This window comes from [Clostridium] symbiosum (assembly GCA_036419695.1).
Classification (GTDB): Bacteria; Bacillota; Clostridia; order Lachnospirales; family Lachnospiraceae; genus Otoolea; species Otoolea symbiosa_A.
The window spans coordinates 4,813,761-4,831,683 of the sequence record CP143946.1; the positions used below are offsets into that span (position 1 = coordinate 4,813,761).

Here is a 17,923-nt window from a genome sequence, read left to right on the forward strand (position 1 = left end):
AAATTACTTACGGCCTGCTTTCTTTTCGTCTTTTCCGTGGCCTCTGTAAGTTCTTGTAGCAACGAACTCTCCGAGTTTATGTCCAACCATGTCCTCTGTAACATATACCGGAACGTGTTTTCTGCCATCATGAACTGCGATTGTATGACCTACCATCTGTGGGAAGATTGTTGAACGGCGGGACCAGGTTTTGATAACCTGCTTCTGGCCTGCTGCGTTCATATCATCCACTTTCTTTAAAAGATGAGCGTCTGCAAATGGTCCTTTTTTAAGTGAACGACCCATTGAATTACCTCCTTGATAACTTACTGTTTACCGTTTCTTCTTCTTACGATTAACTTGTTGGAATGTTTGTTTTTCTTTCTTGTCTTAAGACCAAGCGCTGGTTTGCCCCATGGTGTACATGGACCTGGACGGCCGATACCGGTCTTACCTTCACCACCACCGTGTGGATGGTCATTCGGGTTCATTACGGAACCGCGGACTGTAGGTCTGAAGCCCATATGACGTGTTCTACCAGCTTTACCGATATTGATCAGGTTGTGGTCTCCGTTTCCTACAACGCCGATTGTTGCACGGCAGATGATCGGAACCATTCTCATTTCACCGGATGGTAATCTAAGGGTTGCGTATTTTCCTTCTTTAGCCATTAACTGTGCGGAGTTTCCTGCGGAACGAACTAACTGTCCGCCTTTACCCGGATAAAGTTCAATGTTGTGAATCTGAGCACCAACAGGAATCTGGCTGAGTGGTAAGCAGTTACCAACTTTGGCCTCTGCCTGTTCGCCGCTCATAACTTTAGCGCCAACCTGTAAACCGGCCGGAGCAAGGATATATGCTTTCTCGCCGTCTGCGTAGCAGATTAAAGCGATGTTTGCTGTTCTGTTCGGATCATATTCGATTCCCAGTACGGTTGCCTGAATTCCATCTTTGGAATTTCTCTTGAAATCGATGATTCTGTATTTTCTCTTAGCACCGCCTCCGCGATGTCTTACTGTAATCTTACCCTGATTATTACGACCTGCGTTCTTCTTACCTAACGCTACAACTAATGATTTCTCCGGTGTTGTCTTAGTGATCTCAGAGAAATCAGAGCCTGTCATCTGTCTTCTGGAAGGTGTATATGGGCTGTATGTTTTAATTCCCATGACTCTAACTCCTTTCGTTCAACGCCTCCTGGCGTTTCTTTACGTTTTTAGAAGCCGCCCTGCGGACTTACGGATTCCTCCGTCTGTCCTTCGCAGACTTCGTTCTTTATCACGGCATAGTGTTCGCCGTATAGTTGCCAAACAACGAAAAGCGCGCTTCGCGAACTTTTCATTGCCGCTCAATCAAAGCCGTCTCCGGTGTTCCCCTTCGACTAAGCTGTTTTCGTCCTACAGACCGCTGAAGATTTCAATCTCCTTGCTGTCTTCTGTGAGCTGAACGATTGCTTTCTTTGTCTTAGCTGTCTTACCGAAGGTCATACCTCTTCTCTTTGTCTTACCGTCAAGATTCATGGTATTAACGCTCTTTACTTTTGTTCCCGGGAACATTTTTTCAACAGCCTCTTTGATCATGGATTTGTTTGCTTCTGTATGAACTAAGAAAGTATATTTCTTATCGCTCATAGCGTTCATGCTTTTCTCAGTTACCACTGGTTTGAGGATTACGTCATAGTACTGTACGTTTGCCATTATGCATACACCTCCTCGATAGAAGCTACAGCAGCCTTCGTTGCCACTACTGTGTTATATTTTAAGATATCGTATACGTTGATTGTGTTTACGGATGCAGTCTTAACTGTAGGAATGTTTCTTGCAGATAATACTGTGTTGCCGCATTCGTCGTCTAAAACAACAAGTGCTTTGTTCACTTTGAGGTTGTTCATAACGCTCTGGAATTTCTTTGTCTTGATCTCGTCGAAGTTCATTGCATCTACAACGATGAATTTATTCTCGTTTACTCTGCTGGATAACGCAGACTTAAGAGCAGCTCTCTTCTCTTTCTTGTTTAACCGGATTGTGTAATCACGTGGTGTTGGTGCAAATACTACACCGCCGCCTGTCCACTGAGGAGCTCTCGTTGAACCCTGTCTTGCATGACCAGTTCCTTTCTGTCTCCACGGTTTCTTACCGCCTCCGGAAACTTCGGAACGTGTTTTAGCTTTCTGTGTTCCCTGACGTTTGTTAGCTAACTGAGCTACAACTGCAAGGTGTACTAAATGCTCATTCACTTCTACACCGAATACAGCATCGTTTAACTCTAATGTGCCAACTTCGTTGCCTTCAATATTGTAAACAGATACGTTTGCCATCTGTATGTTCCTCCTTTCCTTTAAAGCTTACTTACCAGCTTTTACCGTTTCTTTAACTGTTACTAAGGATTTTTTAGGTCCTGGCACTGCGCCTTTAACAAGGATTAAGTTGTTGTCTGTATCTACTTTGACAACTTCCAGATTCTGGATAGTAACTTTTACGCTACCCATATGTCCTGGCATTCCTTTGCCCTTGAATACGCGGCCTGGTGTGGTTGCAGAACCATTGGAACCCTGATGACGATGGAATTTGGAGCCGTGAGCCATAGGTCCTCTGCTCTGGCCATGTCTCTTGATGGCGCCCTGGAAACCTTTACCTTTGGAAATAGCAGTAACGTCAATCTTATCGCCTGCTGCGAAAACGTCTGCCTTGATTTCGTCTTTTACGGAATACTCTTCAGCATTCTCAAGACGGAACTCTCTTACATATCTCTTGTAAGCAACGCCTGCCTTGTCAAAGTGTCCCTTAACTGGCTTTGTAACAAGTTTTTCTCTCTTGTCAACGAAACCAACCTGTACTGCTTTGTAACCGTCGTTCTCTTCTGTCTTAACCTGTGTAACAACACATGGTCCGGCCTGAAGAACAGTTACTGGAGTTAAAACTCCGTCTTCGTTGAAGATTTGAGTCATTCCGACTTTCGTAGCTAAAATCGCTTTCTTCATTTTTTGACCTCCTGTCTTTTTCTACAGCGGAACGCGGGATTCGCGTTCATCCTAGAACAGTCCAGAAATCTATCTAAATCTGTTAGGATATGCATTGAATGCTTAGCTGCTGAATATTCGCAGCTTATTTTGTTTTCATCTTTACGTCGATGTAAACACCAGCCGGCATTTCGAGTCTCTGCAGTGCATCAACTGTCTTCTGGTTTGGAGCAATAATGTCGATGAGTCTCTTGTGAGTTCTCTGCTCGAACTGCTCTCTGGAATCTTTGTACTTATGAACAGCTCTCAAAATTGTTACTACTTCTTTCTTTGTTGGTAACGGCACCGGTCCGCTCACCTTTGATCCGTTTTTCTTTACAGTCTCGATGATTTTTGCAGCGGAGCTGTCTACCAGCTGATGCTCATAAGCTTTTAATGTGATTCTCATTACTTGACTTGCCATAAAAAAAGTCGCCTCCTTTTCGTACTATTTAAGCACGACAAGCGGTGACTGTACACATGCCCGGGTGTGTCCTCATGAACCTCACACGGAATCCTTCATCTACTTCCGGATAATTCTGTAGTTGTACAGTGACTTGTCGCCAGTTTCCTAACTTGACATTCGCTCCACGGAAAACCTGCCCTATCTCAGACAGCAACCTCTCGTTTCACAGCTATCATGCCACAGCTTTGATATCATATCATACATTTGCAGGGATTGCAAGGATTTTTTACACTTTTTTTCTCCGAATTTCACGAATTTTCGGGATCTTTTTCGGTTAAATTGTACAAGAAAAAATTCATTGAAAATGGCTTTGAATCCGGAACCTGGAGACGGTAAATTTTGAATGCCGCCTCCATATTCCCTGATTTTATTTTTCCCTGTTTTTGCTTATTTTATCATTTATGCTCATTCTTTTTTAAAGTAATGGGATTTTTTATGTTTTCTGCTGTTTTTATTTTTGTTTCTTCCTATTATATATGGTGAAACGTTTCAAATGCCGTGCCTGCCGTCAAATGTTTTAATTACCTTGCATGGATTGCCAACGGCCAGGCTGTTGGCAGGGATACTTCTGTTAACAATACTTCCCGCCCCGATTACCGAGTTATCACCGATTGTCACGCCAGGCAGAATAACGGCGCCCCCGCCAATCCAGACATTCCGCCCGATTATGATCGGTTGTGAGGTAATATGAAAAAACGGCCGACCGGAACCGGGAGTCCAGTTTTCTACCAGCCGTTCATCAGGCTGTACCGGATGAGTCGCCGTATACATCTGGACATTTGACCCGATCAGTGACTTGTCTCCGATTTCAATTCTGTTGCAGTCCACAAATGTACAGTTAATATTAATCATTACATGATTACCAATACAAATATTTTTTCCATAGTCGCAATAAAATGGAGTATCCACGGCCACATTCTGTCCAACGGTCCCGAACAGTTCCTCCAATATCGTGCGCCGGATCGTCCGTGCGTCATAGTCGGACTGATTATACATATTCGTAAGCCGTCTTGCCCTTTTGATAATTTCAAGTATTTCCGGAGCATTCGAAATAAAATCCTCTCCCCCGAGTGATTTCTCCATTTCCGTTCTCTCCCTCCGTACTTCGTCCTGCCCCTGTTTTCCCTTTGGAACAGCCGTTCTGCATTTTTCCTGCACTGTAAATATCCTCCTTTCCAATTGCGGTTTGTACCCTCTTATCTTATAATAGATGGCAATAGAACGTAAGAGATAATTGTACGGCGAACTTATACTTTTGTTCATATTAAAAACGAAAAGAGAACAGAAATGCAAAACACAATTTATATCAAACATGAGATTGCGAATATACTCAATATTGCTAAAATCATCACCATCCATTATTTTGAATTCGGAAAGAACTATCGTTTTCACGGCGAAAGCCACGACTTCTGGGAAATCATGTACGCAGATAAAGGACATGTATGCATCACCAAGGGCGAAAAGGAGTTCATGCTGGAACAGGGAGAAATGCTGTTTCTCCGTCCGAATCTGTATCACAACCTCTGCTCGGACGGAAAACATTCGGCTAATGTATTTTTTATTTCTTTTGAAACATCTTCCGCTCCCATGAGTTACTTTGAAGACAGGGTGATAAAGATACCGGAACATTTAAAAAAACTGATTTCAGAAATTATAAAAGAGGGGAAATCCGCCTTTATTCTGCCTATGCCGAATCCTAAAATCCGTAAACTGATTCCGAAAGAGGATTCCATGATCGGTTCCCAGCAGATGATACGACTGGACCTGGAAAAACTTCTCATCATGCTGCTGAGGTATGAACAGCAGAATGACTCGAATCATCAGCTTTTCACCTCAAAGTCAAAGTTTGATGATCACATTGCAGCGCAGATCAAACAAATGTTGAAAGACAATATTTATGGAAAAATCACCGTTTCCCAGATCAGTGAACGGCTTCATTATGGAAAAACCCATTTGTCCGCCGCATTCAGAAAGGTGTACGGCAGAAGCATGATCAACTACTATACTCATTTAAAGGTTGAGGAATCTAAGAAACTAATCCGGGAACAGAATCTTTCCATACAGGAAATATCAGCCTGTCTGAAATTTGATACGCCGCAGTATTTTTCAAAACGCTTCAAACAATATACGGGGATGTCCCCAACAGAATATCTTTTGTCGGTAAAGATGGATTGACCGTTACTTTCCAGAGGCCAAAAACTTTTATTATATTCATTAAGAAAAAGAAGGAACCGCAGTACGCCCGAAAATCCGGCATTCTGCGATTCCTCCCTTCTCTATATATTACGGTCTATCTTTAGAACTCTTTTTTAGTCTTCCCAGTAATCAGGTTCAATCGGCTCACGCGCCAGTGACTTTCCGTCGTCGCTCTGCTCATCCACCTGAATAATCTGTCCGGAAGAGTTCGTCTTATATTTTGTACCGCTGGAGTCCTTAACCGTCGTGGATTTAACAACCTTACCCGATGTGCTTACAAGGTAAACTTTGTTGTCAATCTTGATGGCCTCGTACTTGGTTCCGCTCTCCGCCTTCTGAAGTTTGCCCATGTAGAACAGATAGTTCTCCTTGACACCGGTATAGCCGCGGCCTGCTTTGGTACCGGATTCAGTGAAGTAGAATTCGCTTCGTGTTCCGTCGCCTTCCTCGACGGTTCCTTTCCCTTTCACAACAGAGCTTGTCGCCTTGTTGCCGAAGTAGTAGCATGCATATTCATCTGTGCTTCCCACTCTCAGACGTCTCAGTCCGTAGACCGGGTTGCCCTTTTCATTAAAAAGATAAGTAATTCCGTTAATTCTCACCAGATCACTTGTGGATGCCTCCTCGGCGGACGGTCCCACCTTCGGTGTGCCGTTGCTGGAGAAATAGTACCATTCCACCTCATTTCCCAAATCCATATTCAGGTCAGAATCTTCGGGAGGAGTTGTGGAGTACCAGCCGGTCTGCACCTTTCCGTTATCCTGGAAATAGCGGTAATTTTCAAAACTGTCGTCAGACTTGTCGCCCATGTTCACCCAGCCGGTCTGCATTGCTCCCGTCTCGCTGAAACAGTAGTAAACGCCGTCAATCTTATATAACTTATAGTCTCCGCTGCTGATATTCGGCACATATTTCTTACCGGAGCTCTGGAAGTAATACCAGTGCTTGTCCTCATCATCACCAAACGGCACCGTCTTGTCATCAAATGAATCATCGTCGTCCGGATCTTCCAGATACTGCCATCCGGTGCGCATCGCCCCGTCGGAACCGGTATAATAGGTATCGTCATCCACCCAGCCGGTCTGCATCGCTCCGTCACTGTCAAAATAATAATATTTATTATCTATCTTGGACCAGCCGTCCGTCACTACCTTGCCGCTGTTGGCAAAATAATACCAGACAATCGTATTCTCCTCATCCCAGCCCGGATTCTTCTTCTGGAGCTTAATCCACTTATTCGTTACCATGATACCGTTGCTGTCCACATAGTACTCATCGTCAACCCAGGAATTCACTGCCATTACTCCCTGGGAATTCAGGTAACGCCAAAGACCGTCGGCACCTTTCTTCCACTCATTCGTAACCTTATAATTATTAGAATCGTAATAAACCCAATCAGATCCCGACTGCTGCCATCCTTCCGCATATGCAGTCAAAGACGCTGTTCCCAATGCAAGCATCATGGAGAGGGCAAAGACCGTGATTCCTCTCTTCCTCATATAAATTCCTCCCGTTGTATACAGTACTCTACAATACATTCTATCAGGGGAGGAGGAAATGTTCAAGCAGAATTATCTTTCAATTTGATTACAATTTGAGAAAGGAAGACGCGGCCACTACTCAGGATAAGCCTGCTAAATCATTCCAAGTAAGTTTAAAAATACTCTGATTGCCAAAGAAATAGTTACTGCAAATATGAGCCCCATTACTACATTAAACCATGTTTTATTGGCAAATTCTCCCATAAACTTTTTATCGCTTGATATTCGCCAAACAATGCCGCAAATAAACGGAAGCAGCAGACCGGTAATTGCCTGGACCGCTATAATGAGCTGGGCCGGTGCAGCACCAAATAACATAATAAATATAATTGGGACAATTCCTGCGCCTAAAATACATATACGGCTGCGTAATGCCTTTTTATCCATTGGCTGGTCTGTTGCCTGATTATATAACATAGGCGTCAGTTCCATTCTGAACATTCCGGAAGAAAATGCTGCCCCCCATAATCCTAATGAAAATAAAATACCCGCATATCTTCCTAAAATAGGAGTCAACTGCGCGGCCATATCCGCAGCACTGGAAACTTTTATTCCCAGAGGATGTAAATTGCAGGCCGAGCAAATCAGAATCGTCGATGTTAATACGGCGGTTACAATTGTCCCAACAATCAAATCCATTTTTGCAGATATCCTTTTCTTTTCAGGTGATAATCTACTTTCAGGAGATTCACTGTTCAAATATTTTTGTTTGTGCAACGCCGATAAGGTAATCGGAATATCATAGACCATTGTTGTTGACAGCATTGCGAGCACCAGGTAAAAATTAGCCTCCGGTATTTTAAACGAAAAACCTTGTGACACTATCTCGGAAACACTTGGCTTAGAACCAATCACGGTAAAAACAAATGCGCACACCATCATAATAATCAGTACTTTGGTAAAATTCTCAAGCCATCCGTAATTAGTACACAATACCATTATCAGTGCTGCCAAAACTGTAATTATACACCATCCTGTTAACGAAATAGCAGGAACAAAATAGTTAAGAGCCATTGCGGCACCTATGAAGTTAGCCGCCTGTGAGATACAGGCACAGAAATACATTGCGGCGAACATAACAATAGCCAGTTTTTTCCCGAAGCGTATTCGAATTGCCTCCAGTATTGTTACGCCTCTGTTTAAAGTTATGTTGATAGCCGGCAGCTGATAAAAGAAAGCAGCCAAAGCAGAAAAAACAATAACCCATAACAAAGAATAACCATAGTTGGCTCCCATTGTGGACGCCGTTGTCACCGTACCCGGCCCTACTACCACTGCTGCAATAACAATTGCGGGTCCTAACGCCCTAAGATATTCCTTCATCGACATTTTATCTTCCATATTGATCCCTCTCCGTTTTCTGCTAAAGCACAACAACCCCTTTGTCTAAAATAAGCGTATCATCCGCTGTGAGTGTCGGATTTTTAAATACCATATCCAAATGGAGCCTGCAAGATGTATTTCCCCCAAAACCTGTATTATCTCCGCAGGCTAAATGAACTGTTTTACTGCACCCTTCATCTTCCAGCATTCTGCCTGTTAAACTGCACCCCGTATTTAACCCCAGCCCAATCTCCCCAATCACATAAACATTCGGGTCGTTCGATTGTTCCAAAATTCCTGCAAATATCTCCGCCTGTTTTCCTCCCTCTACTTTGACAATTTTCCCCTCCCGTATCGTCAGCTTAATTGGTTCTGATATTAACCCCAGTTCCGGAAGCGGGATACTTCCATCCACATATACAACTCCTTCCGCCGTCCCCTCTACCGCACATGTGGCACACTCGACATCAGGAGGCGAAGAAGAGATTCCCGCAGATAGACTTCTTCCAATCTGCGGACATGGTTTCCTCCCCTTAATTGAGCAGGTAAATTCGGTTCCCAATTCCGTGGTAATATGGCACCTTTCTTTTCCGTCCAAGACATCCGCAATTTTCATGCATTGATCTCCGAGTGCATAAAAATCGCTGAATAGTCCCCCTTTTTCCAGCATTTCCATACTGTAGTCAACCATGTTTACAAAACGTGCACCCTTTTTACACGCCGCCTTTTTGGCTTCTGAATGAAACAATGAGAACTTGGTACATCCGTATATGACGTCCGCCTCCATCATTGCCGCACGAACCAAAGCTGGCGGATCCGCCGCATGCATCCCGGTCTCTTCCATCATCACCAGTGTCTTAAGCGGAAAATCCACCGCTGCTTCAAACAGAATGTTTGCCATCGAAACACTTGACGGATCTGTGACTATCAGTATTTTTTCATCTTCCCGGCAGCCCCCGCATACCTTCAGCAAGATTTCAGACGCCTTATCGCGTTCGTTCATTGCTATCCCCTCCTTTGTTCTTTTTCACTTTTACTTTTCACTTTTTCTTTTCTCTAAAAAGGCATTCAATTCGGCATTTTTAATATCCGTAATGAACATATGGCCTGGAGAATGAGTCAGCACAAGCGGCAGCTTTGCATTTTCAATTGCTGCCTGAGGCGTAACACCACAAGGCCAGAATACAGGCACTTCCCCCTCCCGAATCTCAACGGCATCCCCGTAATCAGGGTGCATTACATCTTCAATTCCTATCGCGCCGGGATCGCCAATATGGATAGGCGCCCCATGTACAAAAGGGCATTTTGCGGTGATTTCATAAGCTAATTCCGCCTTTTCCGGTGTCATTGGGCGCATGGTGCACACCAGTGGCCCTTCAAAGGGTCCTGCCTTAACCGTAGGAATATTGGTTTTAAACATCGGAACAAAGCATTTCTGTGTTAAATGACGCATTTCAATTCCTGCATTTATTAAAGCTTCTTCAAACGAAAAACTGCACCCCAGCAAAAAACCAACAAAATCCTCTTGCCACAAATGGGAAATATTATTCACAACCTCCTCCCGCACCCCATTCCGGTAAATATAGTATTCACATATGTCCGTTGTAATATCTCCTTCTGCCGCCATATCCTTTGTCTGTGGCGTTCCTTCCAAAATTTCAAGTACGGGGCAGGCATAGGGATTATTCTCAGTATATTCCCTAAAATACTGTGCATACTCATTGGGTAATATTACTAAATTAGCCTGTGCATATCCCTGACACATTCCTGATGTCGGCATATTGAATTCGTTATTCCTTATTCTCCTGCGGATTTCTAACGGACTCATATTCTTATATGGTTCTATGTTAAATGACATTTACTCCTCCTTATTTTCCCCCTGTTTTTACTGATAAATTATATGTTTATCGTCAAACAAACTGGAATCCCGCTCCTCCCAATACCCTATCCAGGCTGCCGCATGCAGACAGAGGCACGTACTTGCCGGAAACGCCGCCTTCTGAAAAGCTGGATACACGAATCGTAAAATCTATCCCTTTTCCTGCTAAATGAATTACATGGGTATTCGCATTTACCGCAGGATCGGATATGATTTTTGATTGTGTATGTTCAAACCCGATACCTGCCAATGCAACTGCAGCATGCACATTGACATTTTTCGGAAACAGCTTTGCAGCTTCCTTTGTCGCTCCTTCATACAGAACCATTCTCTCCGTATTATCGCACCCTAAACTTTTGGGATTTTTAGTCGTCTCAATTGTTACTTCCGTTAACTCTTTACGGCCATCGAAAATCCCATCCAGTCCCAAAATGGCTCCATGGGGCAGAAATACATGTGTTCCATGAGCTTCACTGATTTCTCTTGCATGTTCTCTCAGAGCATCATCTTGAAATGCAGTCATAGAAAATGTCATCAGATTACAACAGGACAGGATATCCTCCAGGTATCGTGTTACAACTTCTGCCGTCGCACATTCGATTACCAAATCCAGTCCCTCAAACATGCCTGAATTCAATTCGGGTGTTACCTGAATGCCGTTAATTTCACTCACCTTTAAATATGGGTCATACACAAAAACCACTTCCGCACTCTTCCGTTCTGCTACATGTTCCATCATGGCTCTTCCGATTTTTCCGCCGCCTAAGAATGCAATTTTCATCATGCTCCACCTCCATCTCTAAATCTTCCTGCGATACCGCTCCATAATCTGAAGTAACCGTTCAATTGCCGCCACCGCATTACCTTTATCCTGTGAAAAATTAATCCGAAACTCATTTTGATATTGAGGTGCAAACTCAGTTCCCGGGGTTACTGTCACATTTGCCATTTCACGTACAATCCTGATAAACTGATGTAGGGAAACATCCAATTCAGGAATTGTTATAAACAGATAACTTCCCCCATCTGTCTGTCTGGCATAGACACCCGGAACTTCCCGAAGTTTCTCCATAATGGCATCGCGAATCTCCTGATGCGCTTTCACCCGTTCCTGAAGCCAACCCTCGGGTTCATTAAACCACGTTGCAAATACCGCCTGATTATAACCGCTGCATCGTAGTGACATAATCGCCTGCAATTTCTCCATGCGTTCAATAATTGCTGCAGTTCCAAAGGCGGCTCCCAATCGATAACCGCTTAAAGATTCCGTCTTAGACGGTCCCATGATTGTAATAATATTTTTTGTATTTTCTTTTTGTGAACAAAAGTGAGTATAATCCGTTCCCGGATAAACCTGGCGGGAATATAGTTCATCCGCAATTACTGTCACATCATACTTTTTAGCGAGTGCAGCAATCGAGCTTATTTCGCCATTTGAATAAACACAGCCTACCGGATTGTTTGGATTTGAAAAGAGAAACAGTTTTACTCCGTTTTGGAATGCCTCTTCAAGTGCCTTAAGGTCGATCCCCGATCCGATCTTTGTATTCACATAATCCATCTGTATCGGCACAAGTTCTCCATGAAAAAACTCCACCATTTTGCGATTAGCAAAGTAATCCGGTTCCACAATTGCAACCTTATCTCCAGGCAGGATATTGCTCCCCATAGCTAAGAATAAAGCCCCCTGTGTTCCCGGTGTCAGAATCAGATTTTCATCCGGATCAATGGGAACTCCTGTGAAAGCAGATAAACGTCCCGCCACATACTCTAATATACTTTTTTTGCCCCGGTAGGGCGTATAAGCCTGTTTTCCTCCTTCCCGCACTCCTTCTGCAAACACTTCAAAACTTCCCGGAGTCGGCTCATGCGCATCCACGTCTCCATGTGAAAAATCCACCGGAACTCCCATAAGTTTCTCTCCCCTGAACTCCAATGTCTCTGTTTTCTGGAGACTTTCCTGCCCAGGAGCATTATCAATCCCCAATCGTGCAAATTTTGTTTCTATCGACATAGTCTTTATACCTCCCTCGTTTTTTCTTATCCTTTCGATACCCAAATGATAGCATCGTGGTAATTACTTGTCCAATAGATAGGGCGACATATCCTTATGTCTAAAATGGAATATGCCAAAATATGGAACGACCTTGGCAGATGGTTCCTTTCTCTTTTTCCTTTTATTTGACACCCCCATTCCAACCATATATAATAGAAATGCATATTAAAAAACAGGTTTCTGAAATTTCGACAGATAGAAAGGATATTAATCATGTGGATTGCCGACGGCTGGAATGATTATGAAGTAATAGACTGTTCCAAAGGAGAGAAGCTGGAGCGTTGGGGGAAGTATCTGCTTGTCCGCCCCGATCCCCAGGTAATCTGGGACACTCCGAAGGAACATAAAGGATGGAAAAAGATGAACGGCCATTATCACAGAAGCGCCAAGGGCGGCGGGGAATGGGAATTCTTTGATCTGCCGGAGCAGTGGACGATTGGCTATAAGGGACTTACTTTTAACCTGAAGCCGTTCAGTTTCAAGCATACCGGGCTTTTCCCGGAGCAGGCTGCAAACTGGGACTGGTTTGGGAATAAGATTCGGGAGGCCGGACGGCCTGTGAAGGTTTTGAACCTCTTTGCCTACACCGGAGGGGCAACCCTGGCCGCCGCTAAGGCGGGCGCCAGCGTGACCCATGTGGACGCCTCAAAGGGCATGGTGAACTGGGCCAAAGAAAATGCCCGTTCTTCCGGGCTGGTGGAAGCTCCCATCCGCTGGATCGTGGATGACTGTGTGAAGTTCGTGGAGAGAGAAATCCGCCGCGGCAACCGCTATGATGGAATCATCATGGATCCTCCATCCTACGGAAGGGGACCCAAAGGTGAGATCTGGAAGATCGAAGAAGCGATTCACCCCTTTGTCAAACTGTGTGCACAGCTTTTGTCGGAGGAACCGCTTTTCTACCTTATAAATTCTTATACAACCGGACTGGCTCCCTCCGTGCTGACCTACATGCTCTCCACGGAATTGTCGCCAAAATATAAAGGGATGGTCCGCTCCGATGAGCTTGGACTCCCCGTAACAAAAAGCGGGTTGATTCTCCCCTGCGGCGCTTCCGGCCGATGGGAATCCTCCCCCGCTAAATAACCGTATTAACGGCCGCCGCTCAGCAGTTTCCAGAGTGGCGGCATTTTTCTTTTCAAAAATTCCGAAGTTCCCCATGCAAACAGGATCGCAGCCACAAGGACGGCCAGATACATGAGAAGCGCCATGGCCGCCGTATGGGGCAGGACAAACGAGGCCGCCTTATTAAGCGTCCTGACCACAAGGAAATGGAACGCGTATAAGAAGAAACTCTCTTTCATCCAGGGCGCAGGGGACGGCAGTCTGCCCGACGGCAGTGCAATCCAAATCGTCACGGGCGCCAGCAGGCCGTAAAGGACGGCGGTCAGAAAATTTGCATCATGGTGCGTCGTCCAAAACATCCAGATGCAGAGCAGAACGCCAGCTATGGCCGCGCCTTCCTTCAAAATCCACGACACCGCTCCGATGCCGTCCCTTTTTTCAACAAATCTGCCTCCGTGAAGCGCCATATAGGCCCCTGAGGAAAAGTACAGAAGCGCATCCAGGTTCAGCACCGGAATGACAGTAGCCCGGCCGAGAAAATACAGCATGACCGCTATCGCAGCCGCCCCCGTCCATGCATTTGCCATCACCGCATAGATAACCGGAGCCAGGGCTATCAAAAGAATTAACTGCTGCATATACCACAGCACCGGATTATATGTATAATTAATAATGGCATCCGCCAGGTTTTCAAGGGAGAATGTCACCGTTCCTTTCCCGGCCACTGCGGACAGGACCGGTATCCTCGACACGACCAGAAAGAGCAGATAATAAAGGGCATTCCATACGATATACGGTATTAATACGCTCCTGACCCTGCGTGTCATTTTCCCTGGAATCTCCTTCCACGAGATGCCTCTGTAAAACAGATAGGCCGATATGATAAAAAAGCCGGGCACGGCAATCGATGGCACCGCAAGAGAAACCAGACTCTGCGCCAGCTTAAGGCTCTCTGCAAACAGTCCGGTTTCTTCCGCTTCTATAAACAAGTCCGCATTATAGCTGTGAATCATCACAACCAGGCAGCTCAGGATAAAAGTCATCCAGGTAATCTTATTTCTGAATTCCGCCTCCGTAAGTCGCTTCATAGATCCGTTCTTTCACCATTTCATAATTAATTATCAGAGAAATTTAAGGCTGCCGAAACATCCAGCATTCCTCCGGTCGCCGTTTTTCCGGACAGGCTCTCCAGCCTGTGCACCGAATTCAATATTCTTCCCTTAATTTCCGTCAGAGACAGGCCGGGATCGTAGGAATACAACATTGCCGCAGCTCCCGTTACCATCGGCGCCGCCATGGAGGTACCGCTCATATAGCTGTATTTGTTTCCGGTAACCGTACTTAATATGTAACTGCCCGGCGCCGCCAGATCCACGCTCTTCACTCCAAAGTTGGAAGCCGGGTCTATCTTGCCGTCAAACCGTAAATTGGCCACCGAAATGATATTGTCGAGATCAAAACTGGCCGGATAGACCGGCAGACTGTCTATGTTATACCCGTTTCCCGAACTGTCTCCGTTTCCCGCTGCGACAACAAAGAGCATGCCGGAATTTTTCATCGTCTGGTACAATTCTTCGCTGTACTTGTTCGTGCCGAAGCTCAGATTACAAATCACCGCCCCATTATCCTGGGCGTAGCGGATCGCCTTGGCGACATTGTCCGCCGTCCCGACTCCGGAAGGCGTTCCAAGCGCCTTGATGCTCATCACTTTCACATACGCCGGATCACAGATGCCAATCGTTCCCACCCCGTTTCTCGCCGCGGCAATGGTGCCTGCGGAATGGGTGCCGTGATCGTCGTCCGAGCCTGTAAAGACCTGATTGTTGTTGGAATAAAAATTCCATCCGTAAACGTCGTCGATATATCCGTTGCCGTCATTATCGATTCCATCACCCGGGATTTCATCCTCGTTAATCCAGATGGAACCCGCCAGGTCCTGATGGCTGTAGTCAATTCCCGTGTCAATCACCGCAACGGCCACTTGGCGTTTATCTCCCTTTGCGTCGTATTTCTTCCAGGCAGGTATGATATTAATATCAATTCCCGCCAGAGCCAGCGTCGTTCCATCGCTCTCCCTTGCGGGCCCCGGCCGGTTTTCTCCGGTGCTCCGGTTTCCCAGCCATCCCTGAAAAACATTGTCCAGAGGCATCTTCGTGCTGGGCACCAGCTTAAATATACCGCTGTTAAGTAATGCCCACTGATAATCCCCATAGGTGTCGGAATACGGCAGCGACTGGTAACCGGGTCCTAAGGAGAACACGCTCATCCCCGCCCCCTCTGCCGAGCCAAACGCCTCCGCACCGTCCCGGCCGGCGGCAAAATCCCCCTCTGCCTCCACAACCTGTACCGGCGCAGGCCCATCGGTTCCCATGCCTGCTGCGGTAAATGCAGTCAGCATCGAAACGGCCAGCGCCGCTGCCAGTGCGGCAGTCCATATTTTGTTTTCCAGTAACCGTTTTTGATTTTTTCTCATCGTCACTCCTGAAATTATAACTTAATGATATTACTTCTGCACTCTCTTTAAGCCGATAAATACAACCACGCTTCTCGGCGGCACGACAAACTGTTTCTGGTCTTTCAGCACCGGTTCCTCCCCTTTTCCGTAAATGCCGTTATTCTCCCCGTCATCCGTATTAAAGGCCAGGTGCCACTTCATGCCCCGCGGCAGTTTGGGCAGGGAGAACTCATGGGGTTCCCAATGCATATTATAAGCCGTGTAAAAATAATCGTCGGGCGTCCCATCAGCCTTTTGTCCGTATTCACCGCAGTACATAATGCCTAACTGGCGGCGGAAGTTCTCAAACTCCGGGCACCAGGTTTTCACACCGTGGTATGAAACATCGGGATGGCCGCAGACAAGGTAGTCCGTGTTCTTCGGCTCCGTTTCCATATGGAATACGGGGTGCTCTTTCCTGAACGCAATGACATATTTTACAAATTCATAGATATCGCGGTTGCTTTCCAGAAGGTTCCAGTTGAGCCATGAGACCTCATTATCCTGGCAATAAGAATTATTGTTCCCGCCTTTTGTGCAGCCGAACTCATCTCCCGCCTGGATTAAAGGGGTTCCCTGGCTTAAAAACAGGAGCAGATAAGCATTTCTGAGCTGTTTTCTGCGCATCTGTACAATCTTCTTTTTACGGCTTGGGCCTTCCGCCCCACAGTTCCAGGTAAAATTATAATCGGTTCCGTCCCGGTTATCTTCCCCATTGGCCTCGTTATGCTTTACTTCATAGGACACCATATCCATCATCGTAAAGCCGTTTGTATTCGCCATATAGTTTATAACGCCGCAGCCGGCCGGATTCCTTCGGTTTCTGAATATCAGGTTATTCATCTGATCTTCATCCCCCTTCAGGACACGGCGCATGTCCGTCAGAAAGCCGTCGTTATACTCTCCCAGATGGCGTTCTCCGGCGCTCTCCGCCTGTTCCCAGGACGTTGCGAGAAGCTTTGTCTCCGAGAGATAAGGATCGCATAAAAGCAGTCCCGCCGGTGCAAACCCGGAAAGATGGACTCCATCCACATGGTAGCGCGAAACCCAGAAGCGTACTGCATCCAGGATCATGGACGGGCTTTCTTGTCCAGTAAAATACAGCTCTACAATCACTTCCAGTCCGTTCTTATGAAGTTCCTTCACAAGACGGCAGAACTCGGCCGCAGGTGTTTTCCCAGCACCTGACGTATAAGAAGACTTGGGCGCGAAATAGAATCCCTTTTCATATCCCCAATAATTCAGTTTTCCTGTCGGCTCCGTGCTGTGGTAGGGATTTCCGTCAGACTGATCCGGCATCATCACCTCTGAAAACTCGTACGATGGAAATAATTCGACTGCCGTAATCCCCAGTTCCTTCATATATGGGATTTTCTCCACGATCGCCTTAAACGTTCCGCGGTCCTCCACACGGGAAGAAACATGCTTTGTAAAACCCCTGGGGTGGATTCTGTAGATAACCGTCTCATTAAAGGGACGGTTCAGGGGCCTGTCACCCTCCCATTCGAAATCACCGGAGATAAACCGGCTTCTTAAGGGGCGGTTTACCGAGGCCAAATCCCCCCACTTCTCCCGTCCGCTGAATTCCCGGCCGTAAACGTCGGGGATTTCCCCCTCCTCTGTCTCAAGGCAGTATTCAAGATCTTTAAAGTCTTCCCCGCAAAGTTCCATGGACCATACATTGCCCACCCGCTCTTCGGCAGAAAACGGTATTGTCTCTGTCTTCCTTCCGTCTCTGTAAATTACCAGGCTGCATTTATCGCCGGAGGCCACGGTGCAAATATGGACTCCCTTTTCCGTCTCTGTAATTCCCAAAGGAAAATTACCCTGGCCGTTTTGCACTTTTTCTATTTTGCCTGTCTTCACTCGCCCATCTCCAATCCGGCCGTGTAGGCCGAGGTTATTGTGCTTCTAAAATGTTTAACT

Annotated in this window: 18 protein-coding genes; 2 read left to right on the forward strand and 16 right to left on the reverse strand. The window is 45.9% G+C overall.

The genetic code is table 11. The features are described from left to right. Nucleotides 1–3: 3 nt before the first annotated feature. From rpsS to V3C10_21605, 7 genes are all read right to left on the reverse strand, one after another. Complete coding sequence (rpsS, locus tag V3C10_21575; protein WVP61867.1) at nt 4–285, reverse strand: 30S ribosomal protein S19; 282 nt, start codon at nt 283–285, stop codon at nt 4–6. A 20-nt stretch (nt 286–305) separates the two neighbouring features. Next, nucleotides 306–1,148: a 50S ribosomal protein L2 gene (gene rplB, locus V3C10_21580; GenBank protein ID WVP61868.1), complete on the reverse strand. Its 843-nt coding sequence runs from the start codon at nt 1,146–1,148 to the stop codon at nt 306–308. Nucleotides 1,149–1,376: 228 nt separating this feature from the next. Next, the gene (gene rplW, locus V3C10_21585; GenBank protein WVP61869.1) at nt 1,377–1,676 is read right to left on the reverse strand and encodes a 50S ribosomal protein L23; all 300 of its coding nucleotides are present in this window, start codon (nt 1,674–1,676) and stop codon (nt 1,377–1,379) included. Beyond that, nucleotides 1,676–2,296, reverse strand: a complete 621-nt coding sequence (gene rplD / locus V3C10_21590) for a 50S ribosomal protein L4 (GenBank protein WVP61870.1) — start codon at nt 2,294–2,296, stop codon at nt 1,676–1,678. The genes rplW and rplD overlap by 1 nt, the downstream gene beginning before the upstream one ends. A 27-nt stretch (nt 2,297–2,323) precedes the next feature. Beyond that, nucleotides 2,324–2,959, reverse strand: coding sequence for a 50S ribosomal protein L3 (rplC, locus tag V3C10_21595; protein ID WVP61871.1), 636 nt, complete (start codon nt 2,957–2,959; stop codon nt 2,324–2,326). A 124-nt stretch (nt 2,960–3,083) separates the two neighbouring features. Next, nucleotides 3,084–3,401 carry a 30S ribosomal protein S10 gene (gene rpsJ / locus V3C10_21600; protein WVP61872.1) on the reverse strand — a complete coding sequence of 106 codons (318 nt, stop codon included), beginning with the start codon at nt 3,399–3,401 and terminating at the stop codon, nt 3,084–3,086. Nucleotides 3,402–3,932: 531 nt separating this feature from the next. After that, nucleotides 3,933–4,601 (reverse strand): sugar O-acetyltransferase, encoded by a 669-nt coding sequence (locus V3C10_21605; protein WVP61873.1) that lies wholly within the window; start codon nt 4,599–4,601, stop codon nt 3,933–3,935. A gap of 129 nt (nt 4,602–4,730) precedes the next feature. On the opposite strand from V3C10_21605, the gene V3C10_21610 reads away from it, so the two are divergent. After that, nucleotides 4,731–5,618, forward strand: coding sequence for an AraC family transcriptional regulator (locus tag V3C10_21610; GenBank protein ID WVP61874.1), 888 nt, complete (start codon nt 4,731–4,733; stop codon nt 5,616–5,618). A gap of 134 nt (nt 5,619–5,752) precedes the next feature. On the opposite strand, the gene V3C10_21615 is transcribed toward V3C10_21610, so the two are convergent. From V3C10_21615 to V3C10_21640, 6 genes are all read right to left on the reverse strand, one after another. Continuing rightward, entirely contained in the window at nt 5,753–7,138 is a 1,386-nt protein-coding gene (locus tag V3C10_21615) for a cell wall-binding protein (GenBank protein ID WVP61875.1), read from the reverse strand. Between the two features lie 135 nt (nt 7,139–7,273). Beyond that, entirely contained in the window at nt 7,274–8,521 is a 1,248-nt protein-coding gene (locus V3C10_21620) for an Nramp family divalent metal transporter (GenBank protein WVP61876.1), read from the reverse strand. A gap of 22 nt (nt 8,522–8,543) precedes the next feature. Further along, nucleotides 8,544–9,506, reverse strand: a complete 963-nt coding sequence (locus tag V3C10_21625; protein ID WVP61877.1) for an aminopeptidase — start codon at nt 9,504–9,506, stop codon at nt 8,544–8,546. Nucleotides 9,507–9,536: 30 nt separating this feature from the next. Then, the gene (locus V3C10_21630; GenBank protein WVP61878.1) at nt 9,537–10,361 is read right to left on the reverse strand and encodes a putative hydro-lyase; all 825 of its coding nucleotides are present in this window, start codon (nt 10,359–10,361) and stop codon (nt 9,537–9,539) included. 52 nt (nt 10,362–10,413) lie between these two features. Then, nucleotides 10,414–11,166 carry an aspartate dehydrogenase domain-containing protein gene (locus V3C10_21635; protein WVP61879.1) on the reverse strand — a complete coding sequence of 251 codons (753 nt, stop codon included), beginning with the start codon at nt 11,164–11,166 and terminating at the stop codon, nt 10,414–10,416. A gap of 15 nt (nt 11,167–11,181) precedes the next feature. Beyond that, on the reverse strand, nt 11,182–12,396 hold the full coding sequence (locus V3C10_21640; protein WVP61880.1) for a pyridoxal phosphate-dependent aminotransferase: 1,215 nt from the start codon (nt 12,394–12,396) through the stop codon (nt 11,182–11,184). A gap of 255 nt (nt 12,397–12,651) precedes the next feature. Between V3C10_21640 and V3C10_21645 the strand changes: the two genes are divergently transcribed. Continuing rightward, a complete protein-coding gene (locus V3C10_21645; protein ID WVP61881.1) occupies nt 12,652–13,524 on the forward strand; it encodes a class I SAM-dependent methyltransferase in 873 nt (290 codons plus the stop codon). 5 nt (nt 13,525–13,529) lie between these two features. On the opposite strand, the gene V3C10_21650 is transcribed toward V3C10_21645, so the two are convergent. Genes V3C10_21650 through V3C10_21660 form a run of 3 tightly spaced genes read right to left on the reverse strand, consistent with a single transcriptional unit; the run spans nt 13,530 to nt 17,863 of the window. Further along, a complete protein-coding gene (locus V3C10_21650) occupies nt 13,530–14,591 on the reverse strand; it encodes an acyltransferase (GenBank protein WVP61882.1) in 1,062 nt (353 codons plus the stop codon). Nucleotides 14,592–14,617: 26 nt separating this feature from the next. After that, a complete protein-coding gene (locus V3C10_21655; protein WVP61883.1) occupies nt 14,618–15,976 on the reverse strand; it encodes a S8 family peptidase in 1,359 nt (452 codons plus the stop codon). 30 nt (nt 15,977–16,006) lie between these two features. Continuing rightward, complete coding sequence (locus tag V3C10_21660; protein WVP61884.1) at nt 16,007–17,863, reverse strand: alpha-amylase; 1,857 nt, start codon at nt 17,861–17,863, stop codon at nt 16,007–16,009. Nucleotides 17,864–17,923 lie beyond the last annotated feature (60 nt).

Coding starts and splice junctions, on each gene's coding strand:
- rpsJ (WVP61872.1), bottom strand. CDS start 3,401: ATGGCAAGTCAAGTAATGAGAATCACATTAAAAGCTTATGAGCATCAG.
- V3C10_21645 (WVP61881.1), top strand. CDS start 12,652: ATGTGGATTGCCGACGGCTGGAATGATTATGAAGTAATAGACTGTTCC.
- V3C10_21650 (WVP61882.1), bottom strand. CDS start 14,591: ATGAAGCGACTTACGGAGGCGGAATTCAGAAATAAGATTACCTGGATG.
- V3C10_21625 (WVP61877.1), bottom strand. CDS start 9,506: ATGAACGAACGCGATAAGGCGTCTGAAATCTTGCTGAAGGTATGCGGG.
- V3C10_21630 (WVP61878.1), bottom strand. CDS start 10,361: ATGTCATTTAACATAGAACCATATAAGAATATGAGTCCGTTAGAAATC.
- V3C10_21640 (WVP61880.1), bottom strand. CDS start 12,396: ATGTCGATAGAAACAAAATTTGCACGATTGGGGATTGATAATGCTCCT.
- rplB (WVP61868.1), bottom strand. CDS start 1,148: ATGGGAATTAAAACATACAGCCCATATACACCTTCCAGAAGACAGATG.
- rplW (WVP61869.1), bottom strand. CDS start 1,676: ATGGCAAACGTACAGTACTATGACGTAATCCTCAAACCAGTGGTAACT.
- V3C10_21620 (WVP61876.1), bottom strand. CDS start 8,521: ATGGAAGATAAAATGTCGATGAAGGAATATCTTAGGGCGTTAGGACCC.
- rpsS (WVP61867.1), bottom strand. CDS start 285: ATGGGTCGTTCACTTAAAAAAGGACCATTTGCAGACGCTCATCTTTTA.
- V3C10_21635 (WVP61879.1), bottom strand. CDS start 11,166: ATGATGAAAATTGCATTCTTAGGCGGCGGAAAAATCGGAAGAGCCATG.
- V3C10_21610 (WVP61874.1), top strand. CDS start 4,731: ATGCAAAACACAATTTATATCAAACATGAGATTGCGAATATACTCAAT.
- V3C10_21615 (WVP61875.1), bottom strand. CDS start 7,138: ATGAGGAAGAGAGGAATCACGGTCTTTGCCCTCTCCATGATGCTTGCA.
- rplD (WVP61870.1), bottom strand. CDS start 2,296: ATGGCAAACGTATCTGTTTACAATATTGAAGGCAACGAAGTTGGCACA.
- V3C10_21655 (WVP61883.1), bottom strand. CDS start 15,976: ATGAGAAAAAATCAAAAACGGTTACTGGAAAACAAAATATGGACTGCC.
- rplC (WVP61871.1), bottom strand. CDS start 2,959: ATGAAGAAAGCGATTTTAGCTACGAAAGTCGGAATGACTCAAATCTTC.